The organism is Pseudomonas sp. HLG18, from assembly GCF_051903985.1.
GTDB lineage: Bacteria > Pseudomonadota > Gammaproteobacteria > Pseudomonadales > Pseudomonadaceae > Aquipseudomonas > Aquipseudomonas fluorescens_BT.
The window spans coordinates 4873263-4889397 of the sequence record NZ_CP195831.1 but is presented as its reverse complement, the minus strand read 5'-3'; the positions used below and the strand labels follow the sequence as shown (position 1 = coordinate 4889397).

Here is a 16135-nt window from a genome sequence, read left to right as displayed (position 1 = left end):
CTGCCGCCAACGCGCATGGCTCAAACCCTTGATTTAGCGCACTGACGGCCAGCTTTCAGCCTGCGGCTTCCACGGTTCCGATGAAATTCGCCAGCTCCGGCGTCTGCGGATTGGCAAACAGCACTTTCGGGTCGCCCACCTCATGCACCTTGCCCTGGTGCATGAATACCAGTTTGTCCCCGACCTCCCGGGCGAAGCGCATTTCGTGGGTGACCATGATCAGCGTCATGCCTTCCTTCGCGAGCTGGCGGACCACGCCGAGCACTTCATTGACCAGTTCCGGATCCAGCGCCGAAGTGATCTCGTCACACAGCAGCACCTTGGGTGACATCGCCAGCGCCCGGGCAATCGCCACGCGCTGTTGCTGGCCACCCGAGAGACGATCCGGGAAGGCATCGAATTTCTCGCCCAGGCCGACGCGCTCCAGCATCTGCCGCGCCAGCTCTTGCGCTTTGGCCTTGGGTACTTTCTGTACCACTTGCGGCGCGAGCATCACGTTTTCGCCCACCGTCAGGTGCGGGAACAGGTTGAACTGCTGGAACACCATCCCGACTTTCTGCCGCAGGCTGCGCAAATCGGCGCGGGCGGCGTCGAGGTATTCGCCGTCGACTTCGATCACGCCGTCGTTGATCGATTCCAGGCCGTTGAGGGTGCGTAGCAGGGTGGACTTGCCCGAGCCGCTGCGGCCGATGATCGCCACGACCTGGCCTTCCTCGACGCTCAGGTCGATGCCTTTGAGCACGTGGTGATCGCCGTAATATTTATGCAGGGCGGAAATTCTAAGCAGAGGCATGCAGTCTCCTTTCCAGGTAGCGCGCACTGAGGGACAGGGGGTAGCAGAGCAGGAAGTAGCCCAGGGCGACGAGGCCGTAGACCATGAACGGTTCGAAGGTGGCGTTGGCGAGCATGCCGCCGGTCTTGGTCAGTTCGGTGAAGCCGATGATCGAGGTCACAGCGGTGCCTTTGACCACTTGCACCGAGAAACCCACGGTCGGTGCTACGGCAATGCGCAGCGCCTGCGGGAGGATCACGTAGCGCAGTTGCTCCAGCGGATTCAGCGCCAGGCTCGACGACGCTTCCCACTGACCATGGGGAATCGCCTCGACGCAGCCGCGCCAGATCTCCGCCAGATAAGCGCTGGTGAACAGCGTCAGGGCAATCGCCGCTGCCATCCACGGCGAAATTTCCACCCCGGCCAGCGCCACGCCGAAGAACACCAGAAACAGCTGCATCAACAGCGGTGTGCCCTGGAACAGTTCGATCCAGGTGCGGGCGATGCTGCTGGGCAGCGGGTTTTTCGAGATGCGCATGATCAGGATCAGCAACCCGACGATCCCGCCGCCGATGAACGCCACCAGCGACAGCGCCAGCGTCCATTGCAGGCCGGTGAGCAGGTTGCGCAGGATGTCCCAGAACGTGAAGTCGCTCATTGGCTGCTCCTTGCGCTGCTTTTCGACAGGTAGCGCCGGCCGAGCCAGTTCAGCAACTGACGGATCAGCAGCGCCATGCACAGATAAATGAGGGTGGTCAGGGCGTAGGTTTCAAAAGCGCGGAAGTTGCGCGACTGAATGAAGTTGGCGGCGAAGCTCAACTCTTCGGTGGCGATCTGCGAACACACCGCCGAACCGAGCATCACGATGATGATCTGGCTGCTCAGCGCCGGCCAGACCTTGCCCAGCGCCGGCAGCAGCACCACATGGCGGAACGCTTCGAAGCGACTCATCGCCAAGGCCGCCGCTGCTTCCAGCTGCCCGCGCGGAATCGCCTGGATGCCGGCGCGGATGATCTCGGTCGAGTACGCACCAAGGTTGATCACCATCGCCAGCACCGCCGCCTGCCACTCGGAAATCTGCACGCCGAGGGACGGCAGGCCGAAAAAGATGAAGAACAGTTGCACCAGGAACGGCGTGTTGCGGATCAACTCCACATACACGCCGAAGATCGCCGAGAACGGGCGGATGTTCCACGCCCGCACCAGCGCCCCGACGATGCCCACGCCAACCCCGAACAGCGCGCCGATGGCCGTCAGCTCAAGGGTGAACAACGCCCCGCGCAGCAGCAGGTCGGTGTTTTCCACCACCGGCAAGAAATCGAACTGATAGGCCATGAAAGTCTCCCGCGGCGCCGGTCAGAGGTCGGCCGGCAGCGGCTCTTTGAGCCAGGTCTGCGCGTTCTTTTCCAGCGCGCCGTCAGCCTTGGCGGTGGTCAGGATCTCGTTGACCTTGGCCAGCAGCGCCGGCTCGTTTTTGTTCACGCCGACGTAAACCGGCGAATCCTTGAGCTTCACTTTCAGCGCGGGCACGCGTTTCGGGCTCTTTTCACTGATGGCGACCATCACCACGTTGCCGCTGGCGATCAGGTCAACTTGCCCTGCGAGGTAGGCGGCGATGGTCGAGTTGTTGTCTTCGAAGCGCTTGATGGTCACGCCTTCGGGGGCAACCTTGGTCAGCTCGATGTCCTCGATCGCGCCACGGGTGACGCTGATGGTCTTGCCCTTGAGATCGTCCAGGGTGCTGACGGCTGCATCCGGCGGGCCGAACACGGCGAGGTAGAACGGCGCGTAGGCGCGGGAGAAATCGATCACCTTTTCGCGCTCGGGGTTCTTGCCGAGGCTGGAAATCACCAGGTCGACCTTGCCGGTGGTCAGGAATGGGATGCGGTTGGTGCTGTTGACCGGGGTCAGTTCGAGTTTGACCTTGAGCTGGTCGGCCAGCAGTTTCGCGGTGTCGATATCCAGGCCCCGAGGCTTCATGTCCGGGCCGACCGAACCGAAGGGCGGGAAGTCCTGAGGCACGGCGACTTTCAAGGTGCCGCGTTTGACCACGTCGTCCAGTCCGTCGGCATGGGCGGGGGCCTGGCTCAGCATCAGACCGGCAAACAGGGCGGCGAGGAGGGCGCTGTAACGCTTCGTCATGGACAATCTCCGGATCGGCGGGAAGTGAATTCTGCGATCAGACAGAGCACGGGCCGTGCCAAGACTGGGCTTCGGCTGTGCAAAGCCACGGGTTTAGCGGGTTTGTTCGGTCTTACTGGTCTGAACAGTCAGGTTGGATTTCGCACTGCGATAGCGCATCGGCGTGCACCGCCGAACCCCGCTGGGGCACGACTTGCCTGATGCCTCGAATAGCATTACAACTGGCCGCACCTTGGCCTGGTCCGTCTGGAAAACCATGAACTCGATCTCTCGCGCCGTACCCGAAGTGGCGCTGCAAGCGATCCGCAAATTGATTACCGAGCAGGGCTTCCGCCCCGGCGATGCGCTGCCTTCGCAACGGCATCTGGCGGTTCAACTGGGCGTCAGTCGCGCGTCGTTGCGTGAGGCGTTGTCGTCCTTGAGCGCGCTGGGGGTGGTCAGCATCCAGCCGGGCAAGGGCGTTTTCGTGCAGGCGCCGGTAGAGTTGCCGCGCGGTGAGGGCGCACCGGCCTGGCCGTTTGCAGCCCAGGCTTCGCCGCTGGAAATCTTTCAGTTGCGCTATGCGCTGGAAGGGTTTGCGGCCGGTCTGGCGGCGGTGACGCTGAGCACGTTTGATCTGGACGAACTGGAAGACAACGTCGCCGCCATGCGCGAGCAGCTGCGTGCCGGCGACTTCGAGGCAGCGGCGAGACTGGATTTCGAATTCCACCGGCGGATTCTGCTGGCCAGCGGCAATCAGGCGATGCTGAGCATCCTCACCGCCAGCGCCGACATCTTTCTGGAAAGCCAGAAACTACCGTTCATCCGCGCCGAGCGGGCCATGGAAACCTGGCAGGAACACCGCAAGATCCTCCGCGCCCTGGCCCGCCGGGCCTCCGCCGCCGCGCAGAAAGCCATGCAGGAGCACGTGCGCAACGCAGCCCTGCGCACCGGAATCGCCTTCATCGCCCCCGCCGGTGCGTGACTTGAGCTATACCCAAACTCATCGAGTGCCATAGCAAGACTCAATCATCTGCGGCTTCCTGAACAAGGGAAGGGCGGCTATGATGGGCCACGTTTTTTTGCTTACAACCTGGAGAATTCCATGAGCAGCGATCTGATCAAACACGTTAGCGACGCTAGCTTCGAAGCCGACGTACTCAAGGCCGAAGGCGCTGTCCTGGTCGACTACTGGGCTGAATGGTGCGGCCCTTGCAAAATGATCGCTCCGGTTCTGGACGAGATTGCAGAGACTTACAAAGGCAAGCTGACCGTTGCCAAGCTGAACATCGACGAAAACCAGGAAACCCCTGCCAAGCACGGCGTACGGGGTATTCCTACCCTGATGCTGTTCAAGAACGGCAACGTGGAAGCGACCAAGGTCGGCGCCCTGTCGAAGTCGCAACTGGCTGCTTTCCTCGACGCCAACATCTAAGCGTCGCGGTAAAGATTGTCCTCAAAAAGCCCCGCAAATTGCGGGGCTTTTTGCGTATTCAGGGCTAGACGCTCCGAAACTCAGGTGGTACATTCGGCCCCGCACTGGTTTCTCCACTGCCCCCTGCTAGCCGTCGCCGACGCACTCCTTTTCGAACAAGTACGCGATCCTGTCGCCTTCTCCGCGGCGCGGCCTCATTAAGCCAAAAGCTTAATTTCCCCCCTCCATAAATGATTACGTCATTCCTATATGAATCTGACTGAACTCAAGCAAAAGCCGATTACCGAACTGCTCGAATTGGCCGAACAGATGGGCATAGAAAATATGGCCCGTTCGCGCAAGCAGGACGTGATTTTCTCCCTGCTGAAAAAGCACGCTAAAAGCGGTGAGGAAATCTCCGGTGATGGCGTGCTGGAGATTCTCCAGGACGGCTTCGGCTTCCTGCGCTCCGCTGACGCTTCCTACCTCGCCGGTCCTGACGACATTTACGTCTCGCCGAGCCAGATCCGCCGTTTCAACTTGCGCACCGGTGACACCATCGTTGGCAAGATCCGCCCTCCGAAGGAAGGCGAGCGGTATTTCGCCCTGCTCAAGGTCGACACGATCAACTTCGATCGTCCGGAAAACGCGAAGAACAAGATTCTCTTCGAGAACCTGACCCCGCTGTTCCCGAACGTGCGCATGAAGATGGAAGCCGGCAACGGTTCCACCGAAGACCTGACCGGTCGAGTCATCGACCTGTGCGCCCCGATCGGCAAAGGCCAGCGTGGTCTGATCGTTGCACCGCCGAAAGCCGGTAAAACGATCATGCTGCAGAACATCGCAGCGAACATCGCCCGTAACAACCCTGAAGTTCACCTGATCGTGCTGTTGATCGACGAACGTCCGGAAGAAGTGACCGAAATGCAGCGCACCGTGCGCGGCGAAGTGGTTGCCTCGACCTTCGACGAGCCGCCGACCCGTCACGTGCAGGTTGCTGAAATGGTGATCGAGAAGGCCAAGCGCCTGGTCGAGCACAAGAAGGACGTGGTGATCCTGCTTGACTCCATCACCCGTCTGGCCCGTGCCTACAACACCGTGATCCCGAGCTCTGGCAAGGTGCTGACCGGTGGTGTCGATGCCCATGCCCTGGAGAAGCCGAAGCGTTTCTTCGGTGCCGCGCGTAACATCGAAGAAGGCGGCTCGCTGACCATCATCGCCACCGCGCTGGTTGAAACCGGTTCGAAGATGGATGAAGTGATCTACGAAGAGTTCAAGGGCACCGGCAACATGGAGCTGCCACTGGACCGTCGCATCGCCGAAAAGCGTGTGTTCCCGGCCATCAACATCAACAAGTCCGGTACTCGTCGCGAAGAGTTGCTGACCGCCGACGACGAACTGCAGCGTATGTGGATCCTGCGCAAGCTGCTGCACCCGATGGACGAAGTGGCGGCCATCGAGTTCCTGGTCGACAAGCTGAAAACGACCAAGACCAACGACGAATTCTTCCTGTCGATGAAGCGCAAGTAACATCGTCGGTCGAGTCCAGAAATGGCGTCCCTGAGGGGGCGCCATTTTTTTGCCTGTTTTTTGTCCGGACGATGGGAGGTTTGCGATCTGGTAAGGTCAGTGAGTTGGCAAAACAACACGCAGCGACTGAGGCTGTACAAAAAACAACCAAATGATTGGCATTAAAGATTTATGAGCACACTCGCTTATCGAAGGGATATCGACGGCTTGCGGGCAGTCGCGGTGATTGCCGTGGTGCTGTTCCACTTTGGCGTCCCGGGGTTCACCGGCGGCTTTGTCGGCGTGGACGTGTTTTTCGTGATTTCCGGCTACCTGATCACCTCGATCATCTGGAACCAGCGCCAGGCAGGGCGTTTCAGCTTCGTCGAGTTCTGGGCCCGGCGTGCCCGGCGGATCCTGCCGGCACTGTTTGCAATGATCATCGCCGTGATGGCGGTGGGCTGGTTCCTGCTGGCACCCAAGGACTACGAGGAGCTGGGGCGGTCGGTGCGCTACCAGGTGACCTTTGTCTCGAACATCCTGTTCATGCGTCAGGACGGCTATTTCGACGTCGCGTCCGATCTCAAGCCACTGCTGCACACCTGGTCGCTGGCGGTGGAGGAACAGTTCTACATTGTGTTCCCGTTGCTGCTGACGCTGCTGTCGAGCCGGCTGAAACACTGGCGACTGGCGCTGTTCGGTATATTGCTGCTGTCCTTCGGGCTGAGTGTGTGGGCAATCAATCACCACCCGGAAAAAGCTTTCTTCCTGCTGCCGATGCGAGCCTGGGAGTTGCTGGCCGGTGCCATGCTGGCGGTGGCGCCGAAACAGGCGTGGCGTTTGAAACCGTTGGCAGCGCAGCTGTTGAGCCTGTCGGGCATGGGGCTGATCCTGTTCGCGGTGTTCGTCTATGACAAGTCGACGCCGTTCCCGGGTGCGACCGCGTTGTTGCCGGTGCTGGGCGTGGTGCTGCTGATTCTGGCCAACGGTCATCGCGAAACGGCAGTGGGGCGCTTTTTGAGCAGTCGGGTGATGGTCGGTCTCGGTCTGATCTCTTATTCCTGGTATCTCTGGCATTGGCCGGTATTCGTGTTTTCCAGCTACGCCAGCGTTGAAGAACCCGGCGCGCTGGATATCGCAGGATTGATCCTGTTGACCCTGGTACTGGGCTATCTGTCGTGGAAATTCGTCGAGACGCCGTTTCGCGAACGACGCTTGCTCGCCGGACGCCGGCAGATTCTGCTCGCAGGCTTGTGCGGCATCCTGGTGATCGGCCTGGCCGGGCAGGCGTTGCGCTGGACCGACGGTTTGCCGTGGCGCCTGTCCGAACAGGCACTGCAATACGCCAAGGGGCGCGAATGGCGCCCGGAGCTGATGGCATGCCTGGCGGATGACAAGACGCCGGACGACAAACTGTTCTGTCATTACGGTGTGGAGAACCTGCCGACTCAGGCCATGGTCTGGGGGGACAGTCATGCCACGGCGCTGATTCCGATATTCGACGACGGCGCGAAAGCCCACGGCGTCAGCGTGATTCTCGCCAGTTCTCCCGGTTGTATCCCGGTTGAAGGATTGGAGCATGACGGGGTTTGTGCGCGTTTCAACCGACGGGTCGAGCAAGGTTTGAGCGCGCAGCGGGTCAGTGATGTGGTGCTGGTCGCACGCTGGAGTCTCTATCTGTACGGCGATGCCAAAGGTGATCTCGGTCATGTGCTCAGAACAAGCGACGGCCAATATGACCGCAGCGCCGCCGAACAGCGTCTGGCCGTCGGTCTGCGGGCGCGGGTCGCGCAACTGCGCGCTGGCGGCCACCGGGTCTGGCTGGTGAAGGAGGCGCCGTTGCAGGCCTTCAGCCCACCGTATCGGCTCACACGGCTGGCGATGCTGGATCACTCGGTAGAGGGCGTTGGCCAGAGTGTCGACGAGCATCACAAGCGCCAGGCCTTCATCAGCCAGTTGTTCGCCCAACTGGCGAAGGATCCGGCGGTACGGGTGATCGACCCGGCGTCTCGGTTGTGCGACGAAAGCGGTCTGTGCCGCGCCGAGCTCGATGGCTACTCCCTGTACACCGATGACAATCACCTTTCGGAGGTCGGCGCACGCCTGGTGGCACCGATCCTTGAACCGTTGTTTGTCGGTCTTCAGTCCGGGAAAAAACTCGCAAAAGGCCAGGTGAATGCAGCCAAGTAAGCAGTGACGGGCTGCCAGCGACCGGCATAGCAGGTAGGATGTACGCCTATTTTGAGGGTGCCATCATCAATGAAATTCAAGGATCTTCGGGATTTCGTGCAGCAGCTTGAGCAGCGCGGAGAGTTGAAACGCATCCGGATTCCCGTCTCGCCGGTGCTGGAAATGACCGAGGTGTGCGACCGCACACTGCGGGCCAAGGGCCCGGCGCTGCTGTTCGAGAAGCCGACCGGCTATGACATTCCGGTGCTCGGCAACCTGTTCGGCACCCCCGAGCGGGTTGCCATGGGCATGGGTGCCGAGTCGGTCAGCGAGCTGCGCGAAATCGGCAAGCTGCTGGCGTTCCTCAAGGAGCCGGAGCCGCCGAAGGGCTTGAAGGACGCGTGGTCGAAGCTGCCGATCTTCCGCAAGATCATTGCGATGGCGCCGAAAGTCGTCAAAGACGCACCCTGCCAGGAAGTCGTCATCGAAGGCGATGACGTTGATCTGGCGATGCTGCCGGTGCAGACCTGCTGGCCGGGCGACGTGGCGCCGCTGATCACCTGGGGCCTGACCGTCACCAAAGGCCCGAACAAGGATCGGCAGAACCTCGGCATCTACCGTCAGCAAGTGATCGGCCGCAACAAAGTCATCATGCGCTGGCTCAGCCACCGTGGCGGTGCGCTGGACTTCCGTGAGTGGTGCGAGAAGCACCCGGGCCAGCCGTTCCCGGTGTCCGTGGCCCTCGGCGCGGATCCGGCGACCATTCTCGGCGCCGTCACCCCGGTGCCGGACAGCCTCTCCGAATACGCCTTCGCCGGTCTGTTGCGCGACAGTCGCACCGAGCTGGTGAAGTGCCGTGGCAACGACCTTCAAGTGCCGGCCACTGCCGAAATCATCCTTGAAGGCGTGATCCACCCGGGCGAGATGGCCGACGAAGGCCCGTACGGCGACCACACCGGTTACTACAACGAAGTCGACAGCTTCCCGGTGTTCACCGTCGAGCGCATCACCCACCGAATCAAACCGATCTACCACAGTACCTACACCGGCCGTCCGCCGGATGAGCCGGCGATTCTCGGCGTGGCGCTGAACGAAGTGTTCGTGCCGATCCTGCAGAAGCAATTTCCGGAGATCACCGACTTTTACCTGCCGCCGGAAGGCTGCTCGTACCGCATGGCCGTGGTGACGATGAAGAAGTCGTATCCGGGCCACGCCAAGCGCGTGATGCTGGGTGTCTGGTCGTTTTTGCGACAGTTCATGTACACCAAGTTCGTTATCGTCACCGACGACGACATCAACGCGCGGGACTGGAACGACGTGATCTGGGCCATCACCACGCGCATGGACCCCAAGCGCGACACGGTGATGATCGACAACACGCCGATCGACTACCTCGACTTCGCCTCGCCGGTGTCGGGACTCGGCTCGAAGATGGGCCTGGATGCCACCCACAAGTGGCCGGGCGAAACCACTCGCGAGTGGGGCCGTGTCATCGTCAAGGATGATGCCGTCACCCAACGGATCGATGCCATCTGGAATCAGTTAGGAATAGATTGATGCGTGTAACCCTGCAGCCCTCCGGAGCCGTGCTCGAGATACGGCCCGGAGAGCGGATTCTCGATGGTGCGCGGCGCCTGGGCTATGAATGCCCGCAAAGCTGTCGCAACGGCAACTGTCACGTGTGCGCAGCGCTGCTGGTGGAAGGCCGGGTCGAACAGGACGGCAAGGTGTATGACCACGGCGAGTTCTACACTTGCATAGCGCAGCCGCTGGAAGACTGCATCCTGCTGTGGGATGGCGTGCTTGCGCTGGGAGAACTGCCGGTGCGCAGCCTGTCGTGTCAGGTCATCGAATGCCGGGACGTCGGTGGCGATACCTGGCGCGTGCGCCTGCGTGCGCCGGCCGGCAAGCCGCCGCGTTATCACGCCGGTCAGTACCTGATGATCGAGCGCGAGAACGGCGAGAAGTCAGCCTTTTCCATGGCTTCTGCGCCCCACGGTGGGCGAGATCTGGAAATCCATGTCCTGGCGCGTGAAGCCAGTGCCCTGAGCCTGATCGAGCAACTGCAGCGCAACGCCATGGTGCGGGTCGAACTGCCGTTCGGCGACACCCATCTCGCGGAATTGCCGGACGGACCGCTGGTATTGATTGCCGCCGGCACCGGCATGGGCCAGATCCACAGCCTGATCGAACATTGCCGGGCCAACGGTTTCAAGCATCCGGTGCATTTGTACTGGGGCGTGCGTCGTCCGGAAGATTTCTACGAAATCGAGCATTGGGACGAATGGCTGAAGCTGCCCAACCTGTTCCTGCACAAGGTCGTCAGCGATCAATGCGGTTGGGAAGGGCGCTGCGGGATGTTGCATGAGGCGGTGTGTGAGGATTTCCCGGACCTGAAATCGCTGCATGTCTACGCCAGCGGTTCGCCGGCGATGGTCTATGGCACGCTGGATGCGCTGGTGGAGGCGGGGATGGACGCCCACCAGATGCGCGCCGATGTGTTTGCATACGCGCCTCGCTCTTGAGCCTTCCTAGAACCGCACGCCCGTCGTCACCATGGCCGCATTGGCGCCGAGAAACACCAGCTCGGCGCCCAGTGGGCCATAGTGGGTGCCAACCGACGGAATGATCACCGGTGCCACGCCGAAGTGATTGAGCGGGATCTTGTCCTTGTAGTCACCTCGATAGCCCTGCAGCAACCCGCCCGTGAGTTTCACGTACACCGGATAGTTGGCGCTCTCGAAGCGTTTGCCGGCATAGGCATAGTTTGAACGCTGGCTGAATGAATTACGGAAAGTTGCCCCGCCAAATACCCAGCCAGACGCCTGATTGCGTTCGATACCGATCAAGTCCTGATGATTGTTGTGTTCGGGGTCGGGTGAGTAATGTTTGGTATAGACACTGGTCTGTGCATACCAGAACCCCTTGTCCTCTTGCGAATCATCGGCGGCCAGTGCCTGGCCGGTCTGAATCAATAACAGTGCGGCCAAAAGCCTTGGTGTGTTCATCGTGCAGCCTCGGTTGAACGGTTGGCTTGCGCCAGAGGAAAGCCGTTGTACGTAGGCGTTCAGCGACGGTAAATATGGAAAGTCCGAAATTTTAGTAGGAAAAATCCCGGGGTTTCATGAACGAAACCTGAACGAAGAGAGGGCTTAACGATATTTCATTCGGGTATTTAAGATATCTGCGCAATGGTATTAGGCTATATCAAACAAGATAGCCCTCGCGGATAACCCCGTATCAGCGCTATCAAAGGTGTCATACATCCTTTAGCACTTTTCGTTTTACAGTTACTGCTATATGTTCTATCAAGCGAATTGCGCTTACATCTTGTAATACTTGCGGGGCCGAATACTTCCGTCATGACAGCCATTGAATCTGCTTTTCTGAATCTGGCTTACCCTCCGCGGCTCGACCTGGGGCCGCAGCTGACTCACGAACAACTTCTCGCTTCCATGCAATCGACCATGGCACGCCACAAGGGCGGGCCGGTCTGGTTGTTCGCATATGGATCGTTGATCTGGCGGCCGGAATGTTCGGCGGTGGAGCGGGTGCGCGGGCGGGTGCATGGCTACCATCGCGGCTTGTACCTGTGGTCCCACGAACATCGCGGTACGCCGGAAATGCCGGGGCTGGTATTCGGTCTGGATCGCGGTGGCTCGTGCAGCGGCTTTGCCTATCGGTTGCCGGAAGACAACCTCGACAGTGCGCTGTATGCGCTGTGGAAACGCGAGATGCCGTTCCCGTCCTATCGCCCGCACTGGCTCAACTGCCGGCTCGAAGATGGCAGCCAGGTGCAGGCCCTGGGATTTGTGTTGGAGCGACACCTGCCCAGCTATGCCGGCAATCTGCCGGATCATGTGCTGAGCCAGGTGTTCGAAAGCGCTTGCGGGCGTTACGGCACCACTCGCGATTATGTCGAGCAGACCGCCCACGCCCTGCGTAGCCACGCCATGCCAGACCGGAATCTGGAGGCGCGGCTCAAGCGCTGCAAGTCAAAAGCCGATCAGGCGACTGCTTCGCGGCTCTGACTGGCGACCTGTTTGTGCCACAGGGTCGGGGCCAGGAAGGCCATCGACAGCAGGCAAGCGCCCACCAGCAGCACGAAACCGCCATCCCAGCCGAAGTGGTCCACGGTATAGCCCATCGCGGCACTGGCCGCGACCGAACCACCCAGATAACCGAACAGGCCGGTGAAGCCTGCCGCAGTACCGGCGGCTTTCTTCGGCGCCAGCTCCAGCGCCTGCAGGCCGATCAGCATCACCGGGCCGTAGATCAGGAAGCCGATGGAGAACAGCGCGATCATGTCGATGGTCGGGTTGCCGGCGGGGTTCAGCCAGTAAACCAGAGTCGCGACGGTCACCAGCGCCATGAACACCATGCCGGTCAGGCCACGGTTGCCACGGAAGATCTTGTCCGACATCCAGCCGCACAATAGCGTGCCCGGAATGCCCGCCCACTCATAAAAGAAGTACGCCCACGAAGTCTTGTCGACGTCGAAGTGCTTGGCTTCCTTGAGATAAGTCGGCGCCCAGTCCAGCACGCCGTAGCGCAGCAGGTAGACGAAGACGTTGGCCAGGGCGATGTACCAGAGCATTTTGTTGCGCAGCACGTATTTGACGAAGATTTCCTTGGCGCTGAATTCGTCTTCGTGGCTGGCGTCGTAGCCTTCCGGGTAATCGTTCTTGTACTTCTCGATCGGTGGCAGACCGACCGATTGCGGGGTGTCACGCATGGTGATGAAGGCAAATGCCGCCACCGCCAGAGCCACCGCCGCCGGCACGTAGAACGCTGCGTGCCAGTCGTTGAACAGGCCCATGCCGATCAGGAACAGCGGGCCGATCAGGCCGCCACCGACGTTGTGCGCCACGTTCCATACGGATACCACGCCGCCGCGTTCCTTCTGCGACCACCAGTGCACCATGGTCCGTCCGCTCGGCGGCCAGCCCATGCCCTGGGCCCAGCCGTTGATGAACAGCAGGATGAACATCATGGTCACGCTGGACGTCGCCCAGGGCGCGAAACCGAAAATGAACATCACCCCCGCCGAGACCAGCAGGCCGAAGGGCAGGAAGTAGCGCGGGTTGGAACGGTCGGAGACCAGGCCCATGAGGAATTTGGACAGACCATAGGCGATCGCGATGGCCGACATCGCCAGACCCAGTTCGCCACGGGTGTAACCCTCGTCGATCAGGTACGGCATGGCCAGGGAGAAGTTCTTGCGCAGCAGGTAGTAACCCGCGTAGCCAAAGAAGATACCGGCGAAGATCTGCCAGCGCAGACGTCGGTAGGTACTGTCGATTTTTTCTTCAGGCAATGGAGCCTGATGTGCGGCAGGACGAAAGAAAGCAAACATTCAAGAGCTCCAGATTTCTTGTTTTGACTGCGGATGCGAATGTTACAGTTTCGTTACCGAAAATAGCACCGGTTCGCATCGGCAAAACAGCGGAAAATGTTGGAAGTCGCACGTTCTTTTACGAACCTGTCGCTCAGCTGTAAGAACGGGGCGTTTTCACCACTTGTGAACATCGCGCAGCTTAGACTCGCGATCCGTCGACCGACTGTTCTGCAGAGATGAATGATGGCTTTGAGGGTTCGCATGTTGATGCGCCGATTATTGGCGGCGGCAGTAATCGCCGTGGCGGCGCTGACCTTGATTTACACCGATCACCCTGCACAGTCCGGTTTGCGCAATGCCACGGTGCTGATCATCCGTCATGCGGAAAAGCCGATCGAGGGCTCGGTACTCAATGCCCGGGGTGAAGAACGGGCCCGCGCTTATGTCGATTATTTCAATCCGTTGAAACTGGATGGCCAGACGCTGACCCCGGAACGGCTGATTGCCGCCGGCGACAGCCCCGAGAGCTCCCGCTCACGTTTGACCCTGACCCCGCTGGCCGAGCGTCTGAACCTGTCTATCGAACAGCCTTACATCAATGGCGACGTACATGAACTGGTCAAGCTGTTGCGCAAGAGCAATCAGGCGCCGGTGATCCTGATCGCCTGGCACCATGGGCACATCAACAAGCTGATCAGTGCGTTCGGTGGCGACAGCACGGCCCTGATGGGCCAGAAAAAATGGCCGGACGAGGTTTACGACTGGATGCTCGTGCTGCGCTTCGATGACAAGGGCCGGATTATCAAGGCCGATAGCCGAAAGGTTCTGGAGCACCTGCTGCCGGGCGATGCTGATGACGACAGTCCGAGGGAGTAGTCCGTCAGAAAAGTTACCCAGGCACATTTGCGCAGCGTTTTTACTCAATTTCCCTTCGCAGCTTAGGCAATGTCCTGCATCCAACGCAGAAGCTGCGCCATTCAGTGGAAAATCATTACTCCGTAACCTTTGTGTTGTTGCCGACAGGGCATATCAGTGCAAAAGGAACGGAAATCATGCGATGGGCCATAGCAGTTTTTTTGTTGGTGACTCTCCCGGCTCAGGCTGGAGAAGTGTTTCTGATTCCGGAACACAATCCCAAGCCGATTTACCCACGTGCGTTATCCAGAGCGGGAATTACCGGTGACGTAAAGGTCGGATTCACCGCCAAGGCGGATGGCTCCGTGAGCGAAATCGCCATTCTGCGCAGTGATCATCCGGAGCTGGCGCAAGCGGTCAGAGAGGCAATAGCTCAGTGGAGGTTCAAACCGTGGAAGGTTGACGACAAGAAGCCAGCCGCTCAGGAAATAGTTGCTCCTATGATATTTCGCCTCGAGGCGCCGGAAGGTGCTCACCAATGGGTTCAACAATTGAAATGCCGAGAGTTGAACGCACACCTCAATCATATGCCCGAGTATGCGTGGATCGATTCCGCGCCGTTTCACTATCTCCGTAGCCACCTGTCGAGTGGCGTCTTCCAGTCACAACTGTCGGATGACAAAAGGCTGGCGTTGATTGCCCGGCTGAACCGAAGCGTGGAGGGCGTCGTCTGGCGTTGTCGGCAGTGGCCAGTGAGCAGATTCACGAGGTTTTTGCCGGAGGAAGTCCGCCAGTTGCTGTAGTGCCGGGCGGAAAGAATGGCGATCCGGACCGCGTCCGGATCGCCGATTGAATCAACGAACCTGCACCACAACCTTGCCCACAGCTTTGCGCTGCCCCAGATCATTGATCGCCTGTGCCGCCTCGCTCAGCGGATAGACTTGCGACACCAGCGGTTTCAGCTTGCCCTCGGCAAACCAGGCGAACAATTGCTGGAAGTTCGCGGCGTTGTCCTTTGGCTGGCGTTGGGCGAAGGAGCCCCAGAACACGCCGAGCACCGCCGCACCCTTGAGCAATGCAAGGTTGACCGGCAGTTCGGGGATGCGTCCGCTGGCGAAACCGACCACCAGCAGGCGGCCGTTCCAGGCGATGGCGCGGATGGCCTGGTCGAACAGGTCGCCGCCGACCGGGTCGTAGATCACGTCGGCGCCCTGACCGTCGGTCAGGCGCTTGATTTCGTCCTTGAGGCTGGTTTCGCTGTAGTTGATCAGTTCGTCGGCACCGGCCGCCTTGGCCACGGCGAGTTTCTCGGCGCTGCTGGCGGCGGCAATGACCCGGGCGCCAATGGCTTTGCCGATCTCGACGGCTGCGAGCCCGACGCCGCCGGAGGCACCGAGCACCAACAGGGTTTCGCCCGGTTGCAGGTTGCCGCGCTGTTTGAGGGCGTGCATCGAGGTGCCGTAGGTCATGCTGAACGCGGCGGCGGTGTTGAAGTCCATCGACGGCGGAATCGGCAGCACGTTATAGCCCGGCACCGCCACCTGCTCGGCGAAGCTGCCCCAGCCGGTCAGGGCCATGACCCGGTCACCGACTTTCAAGTGGCTGACCTTTTCACCCACCGCGCTGACCACGCCGGAGGCTTCGCCACCCGGTGAGAACGGGAAGGGCGGCTTGAACTGGTACTTGCCCTCGATGATCAGCGTGTCCGGGAAGTTGACCCCGGCGGCGTGCACGTCCAGCAGGATTTCATTCTTCTTCGCGACAGGACTGGCGACGTCTTCCAGCACCAGCGATTCGGCAGGACCGAAGGCTTTGCACAGCACGGCTTTCATCAGGGCTATTCCTTTGGGAGTGATGGCCGATAAGTGTAGGTGTGGCAGTCAACGGGTCAACGAGCATGCCCGGCCCTGATAGTCCGCCATAAGCTTGTGCTTGCGCGGCGGGTCGTTATGCTAGG

The 16135-nt window shown here is 60.4% G+C and carries 16 protein-coding genes; 9 read left to right on the top strand and 7 right to left on the bottom strand.

What is annotated here, in order from left to right; genetic code table 11:
• Window positions 1-55: 55 nt before the first annotated feature.
• Genes ACSPX5_RS22555 through ACSPX5_RS22540 form a run of 4 tightly spaced genes read right to left on the bottom strand, consistent with a single transcriptional unit; the run spans window position 56 to window position 2914 of the window.
• Entirely contained in the window at window positions 56-793 is a 738-nt protein-coding gene (locus ACSPX5_RS22555) for an amino acid ABC transporter ATP-binding protein (RefSeq protein WP_439820292.1), read from the bottom strand.
• Window positions 780-1430: an amino acid ABC transporter permease gene (locus ACSPX5_RS22550; protein ID WP_011336490.1), complete on the bottom strand. Its 651-nt coding sequence runs from the start codon at window positions 1428-1430 to the stop codon at window positions 780-782. Before ACSPX5_RS22550 ends, ACSPX5_RS22555 begins: the two co-directional genes overlap by 14 nt.
• A complete protein-coding gene (locus tag ACSPX5_RS22545) occupies window positions 1427-2107 on the bottom strand; it encodes an amino acid ABC transporter permease (protein ID WP_039765327.1) in 681 nt (226 codons plus the stop codon). Before ACSPX5_RS22545 ends, ACSPX5_RS22550 begins: the two co-directional genes overlap by 4 nt.
• Window positions 2108-2128: 21 nt before the next feature.
• Window positions 2129-2914: a transporter substrate-binding domain-containing protein gene (locus ACSPX5_RS22540; protein ID WP_169432403.1), complete on the bottom strand. Its 786-nt coding sequence runs from the start codon at window positions 2912-2914 to the stop codon at window positions 2129-2131.
• 256 nt (window positions 2915-3170) lie between these two features.
• On the opposite strand from ACSPX5_RS22540, the gene ACSPX5_RS22535 reads away from it, so the two are divergent.
• From ACSPX5_RS22535 to ACSPX5_RS22510, 6 genes are all read left to right on the top strand, one after another.
• On the top strand, window positions 3171-3878 hold the full coding sequence (locus ACSPX5_RS22535; RefSeq protein WP_439820291.1) for a FadR/GntR family transcriptional regulator: 708 nt from the start codon (window positions 3171-3173) through the stop codon (window positions 3876-3878).
• 120 nt (window positions 3879-3998) lie between these two features.
• On the top strand, window positions 3999-4328 hold the full coding sequence (gene trxA, locus ACSPX5_RS22530) for a thioredoxin TrxA (protein WP_003206727.1): 330 nt from the start codon (window positions 3999-4001) through the stop codon (window positions 4326-4328).
• A gap of 249 nt (window positions 4329-4577) precedes the next feature.
• Window positions 4578-5837 (top strand): transcription termination factor Rho, encoded by a 1260-nt coding sequence (gene rho / locus ACSPX5_RS22525; RefSeq protein WP_007951825.1) that lies wholly within the window; start codon window positions 4578-4580, stop codon window positions 5835-5837.
• 171 nt (window positions 5838-6008) lie between these two features.
• Entirely contained in the window at window positions 6009-8006 is a 1998-nt protein-coding gene (locus tag ACSPX5_RS22520; protein ID WP_169432401.1) for an acyltransferase family protein, read from the top strand.
• Window positions 8007-8075: 69 nt separating this feature from the next.
• Window positions 8076-9542, top strand: a complete 1467-nt coding sequence (gene ubiD / locus ACSPX5_RS22515; protein ID WP_207863848.1) for a 4-hydroxy-3-polyprenylbenzoate decarboxylase — start codon at window positions 8076-8078, stop codon at window positions 9540-9542.
• On the top strand, window positions 9542-10510 hold the full coding sequence (locus ACSPX5_RS22510) for a CDP-6-deoxy-delta-3,4-glucoseen reductase (RefSeq protein ID WP_439820290.1): 969 nt from the start codon (window positions 9542-9544) through the stop codon (window positions 10508-10510). The genes ubiD and ACSPX5_RS22510 overlap by 1 nt, the downstream gene beginning before the upstream one ends.
• Window positions 10511-10516: 6 nt before the next feature.
• Here the strand turns inward: ACSPX5_RS22510 and ACSPX5_RS22505 are convergent, their stop codons facing one another.
• The gene (locus ACSPX5_RS22505; protein WP_169432398.1) at window positions 10517-10993 is read right to left on the bottom strand and encodes a sn-glycerol-3-phosphate transporter; all 477 of its coding nucleotides are present in this window, start codon (window positions 10991-10993) and stop codon (window positions 10517-10519) included.
• 354 nt (window positions 10994-11347) lie between these two features.
• Here ACSPX5_RS22505 and ACSPX5_RS22500 point away from each other — a divergent pair, with 354 nt between their 5' ends.
• Window positions 11348-12016 (top strand): gamma-glutamylcyclotransferase, encoded by a 669-nt coding sequence (locus tag ACSPX5_RS22500; RefSeq protein ID WP_085708964.1) that lies wholly within the window; start codon window positions 11348-11350, stop codon window positions 12014-12016.
• Here ACSPX5_RS22500 and glpT read toward each other — a convergent pair.
• The gene (glpT, locus tag ACSPX5_RS22495) at window positions 11992-13341 is read right to left on the bottom strand and encodes a glycerol-3-phosphate transporter (RefSeq protein WP_169432397.1); all 1350 of its coding nucleotides are present in this window, start codon (window positions 13339-13341) and stop codon (window positions 11992-11994) included. The genes ACSPX5_RS22500 and glpT overlap by 25 nt on opposite strands.
• A gap of 225 nt (window positions 13342-13566) precedes the next feature.
• On the opposite strand from glpT, the gene ACSPX5_RS22490 reads away from it, so the two are divergent.
• Both ACSPX5_RS22490 and ACSPX5_RS22485 read left to right on the top strand, forming a co-directional pair.
• Window positions 13567-14199: a flagellar basal body-associated protein FliL gene (locus ACSPX5_RS22490; RefSeq protein WP_439820289.1), complete on the top strand. Its 633-nt coding sequence runs from the start codon at window positions 13567-13569 to the stop codon at window positions 14197-14199.
• 104 nt (window positions 14200-14303) lie between these two features.
• A complete protein-coding gene (locus ACSPX5_RS22485; RefSeq protein ID WP_439820288.1) occupies window positions 14304-14981 on the top strand; it encodes an energy transducer TonB in 678 nt (225 codons plus the stop codon).
• Between the two features lie 51 nt (window positions 14982-15032).
• On the opposite strand, the gene ACSPX5_RS22480 is transcribed toward ACSPX5_RS22485, so the two are convergent.
• Window positions 15033-16010, bottom strand: a complete 978-nt coding sequence (locus tag ACSPX5_RS22480) for an NADPH:quinone oxidoreductase family protein (protein WP_439820287.1) — start codon at window positions 16008-16010, stop codon at window positions 15033-15035.
• Between the last annotated feature and the right edge of the window lie 125 nt (window positions 16011-16135).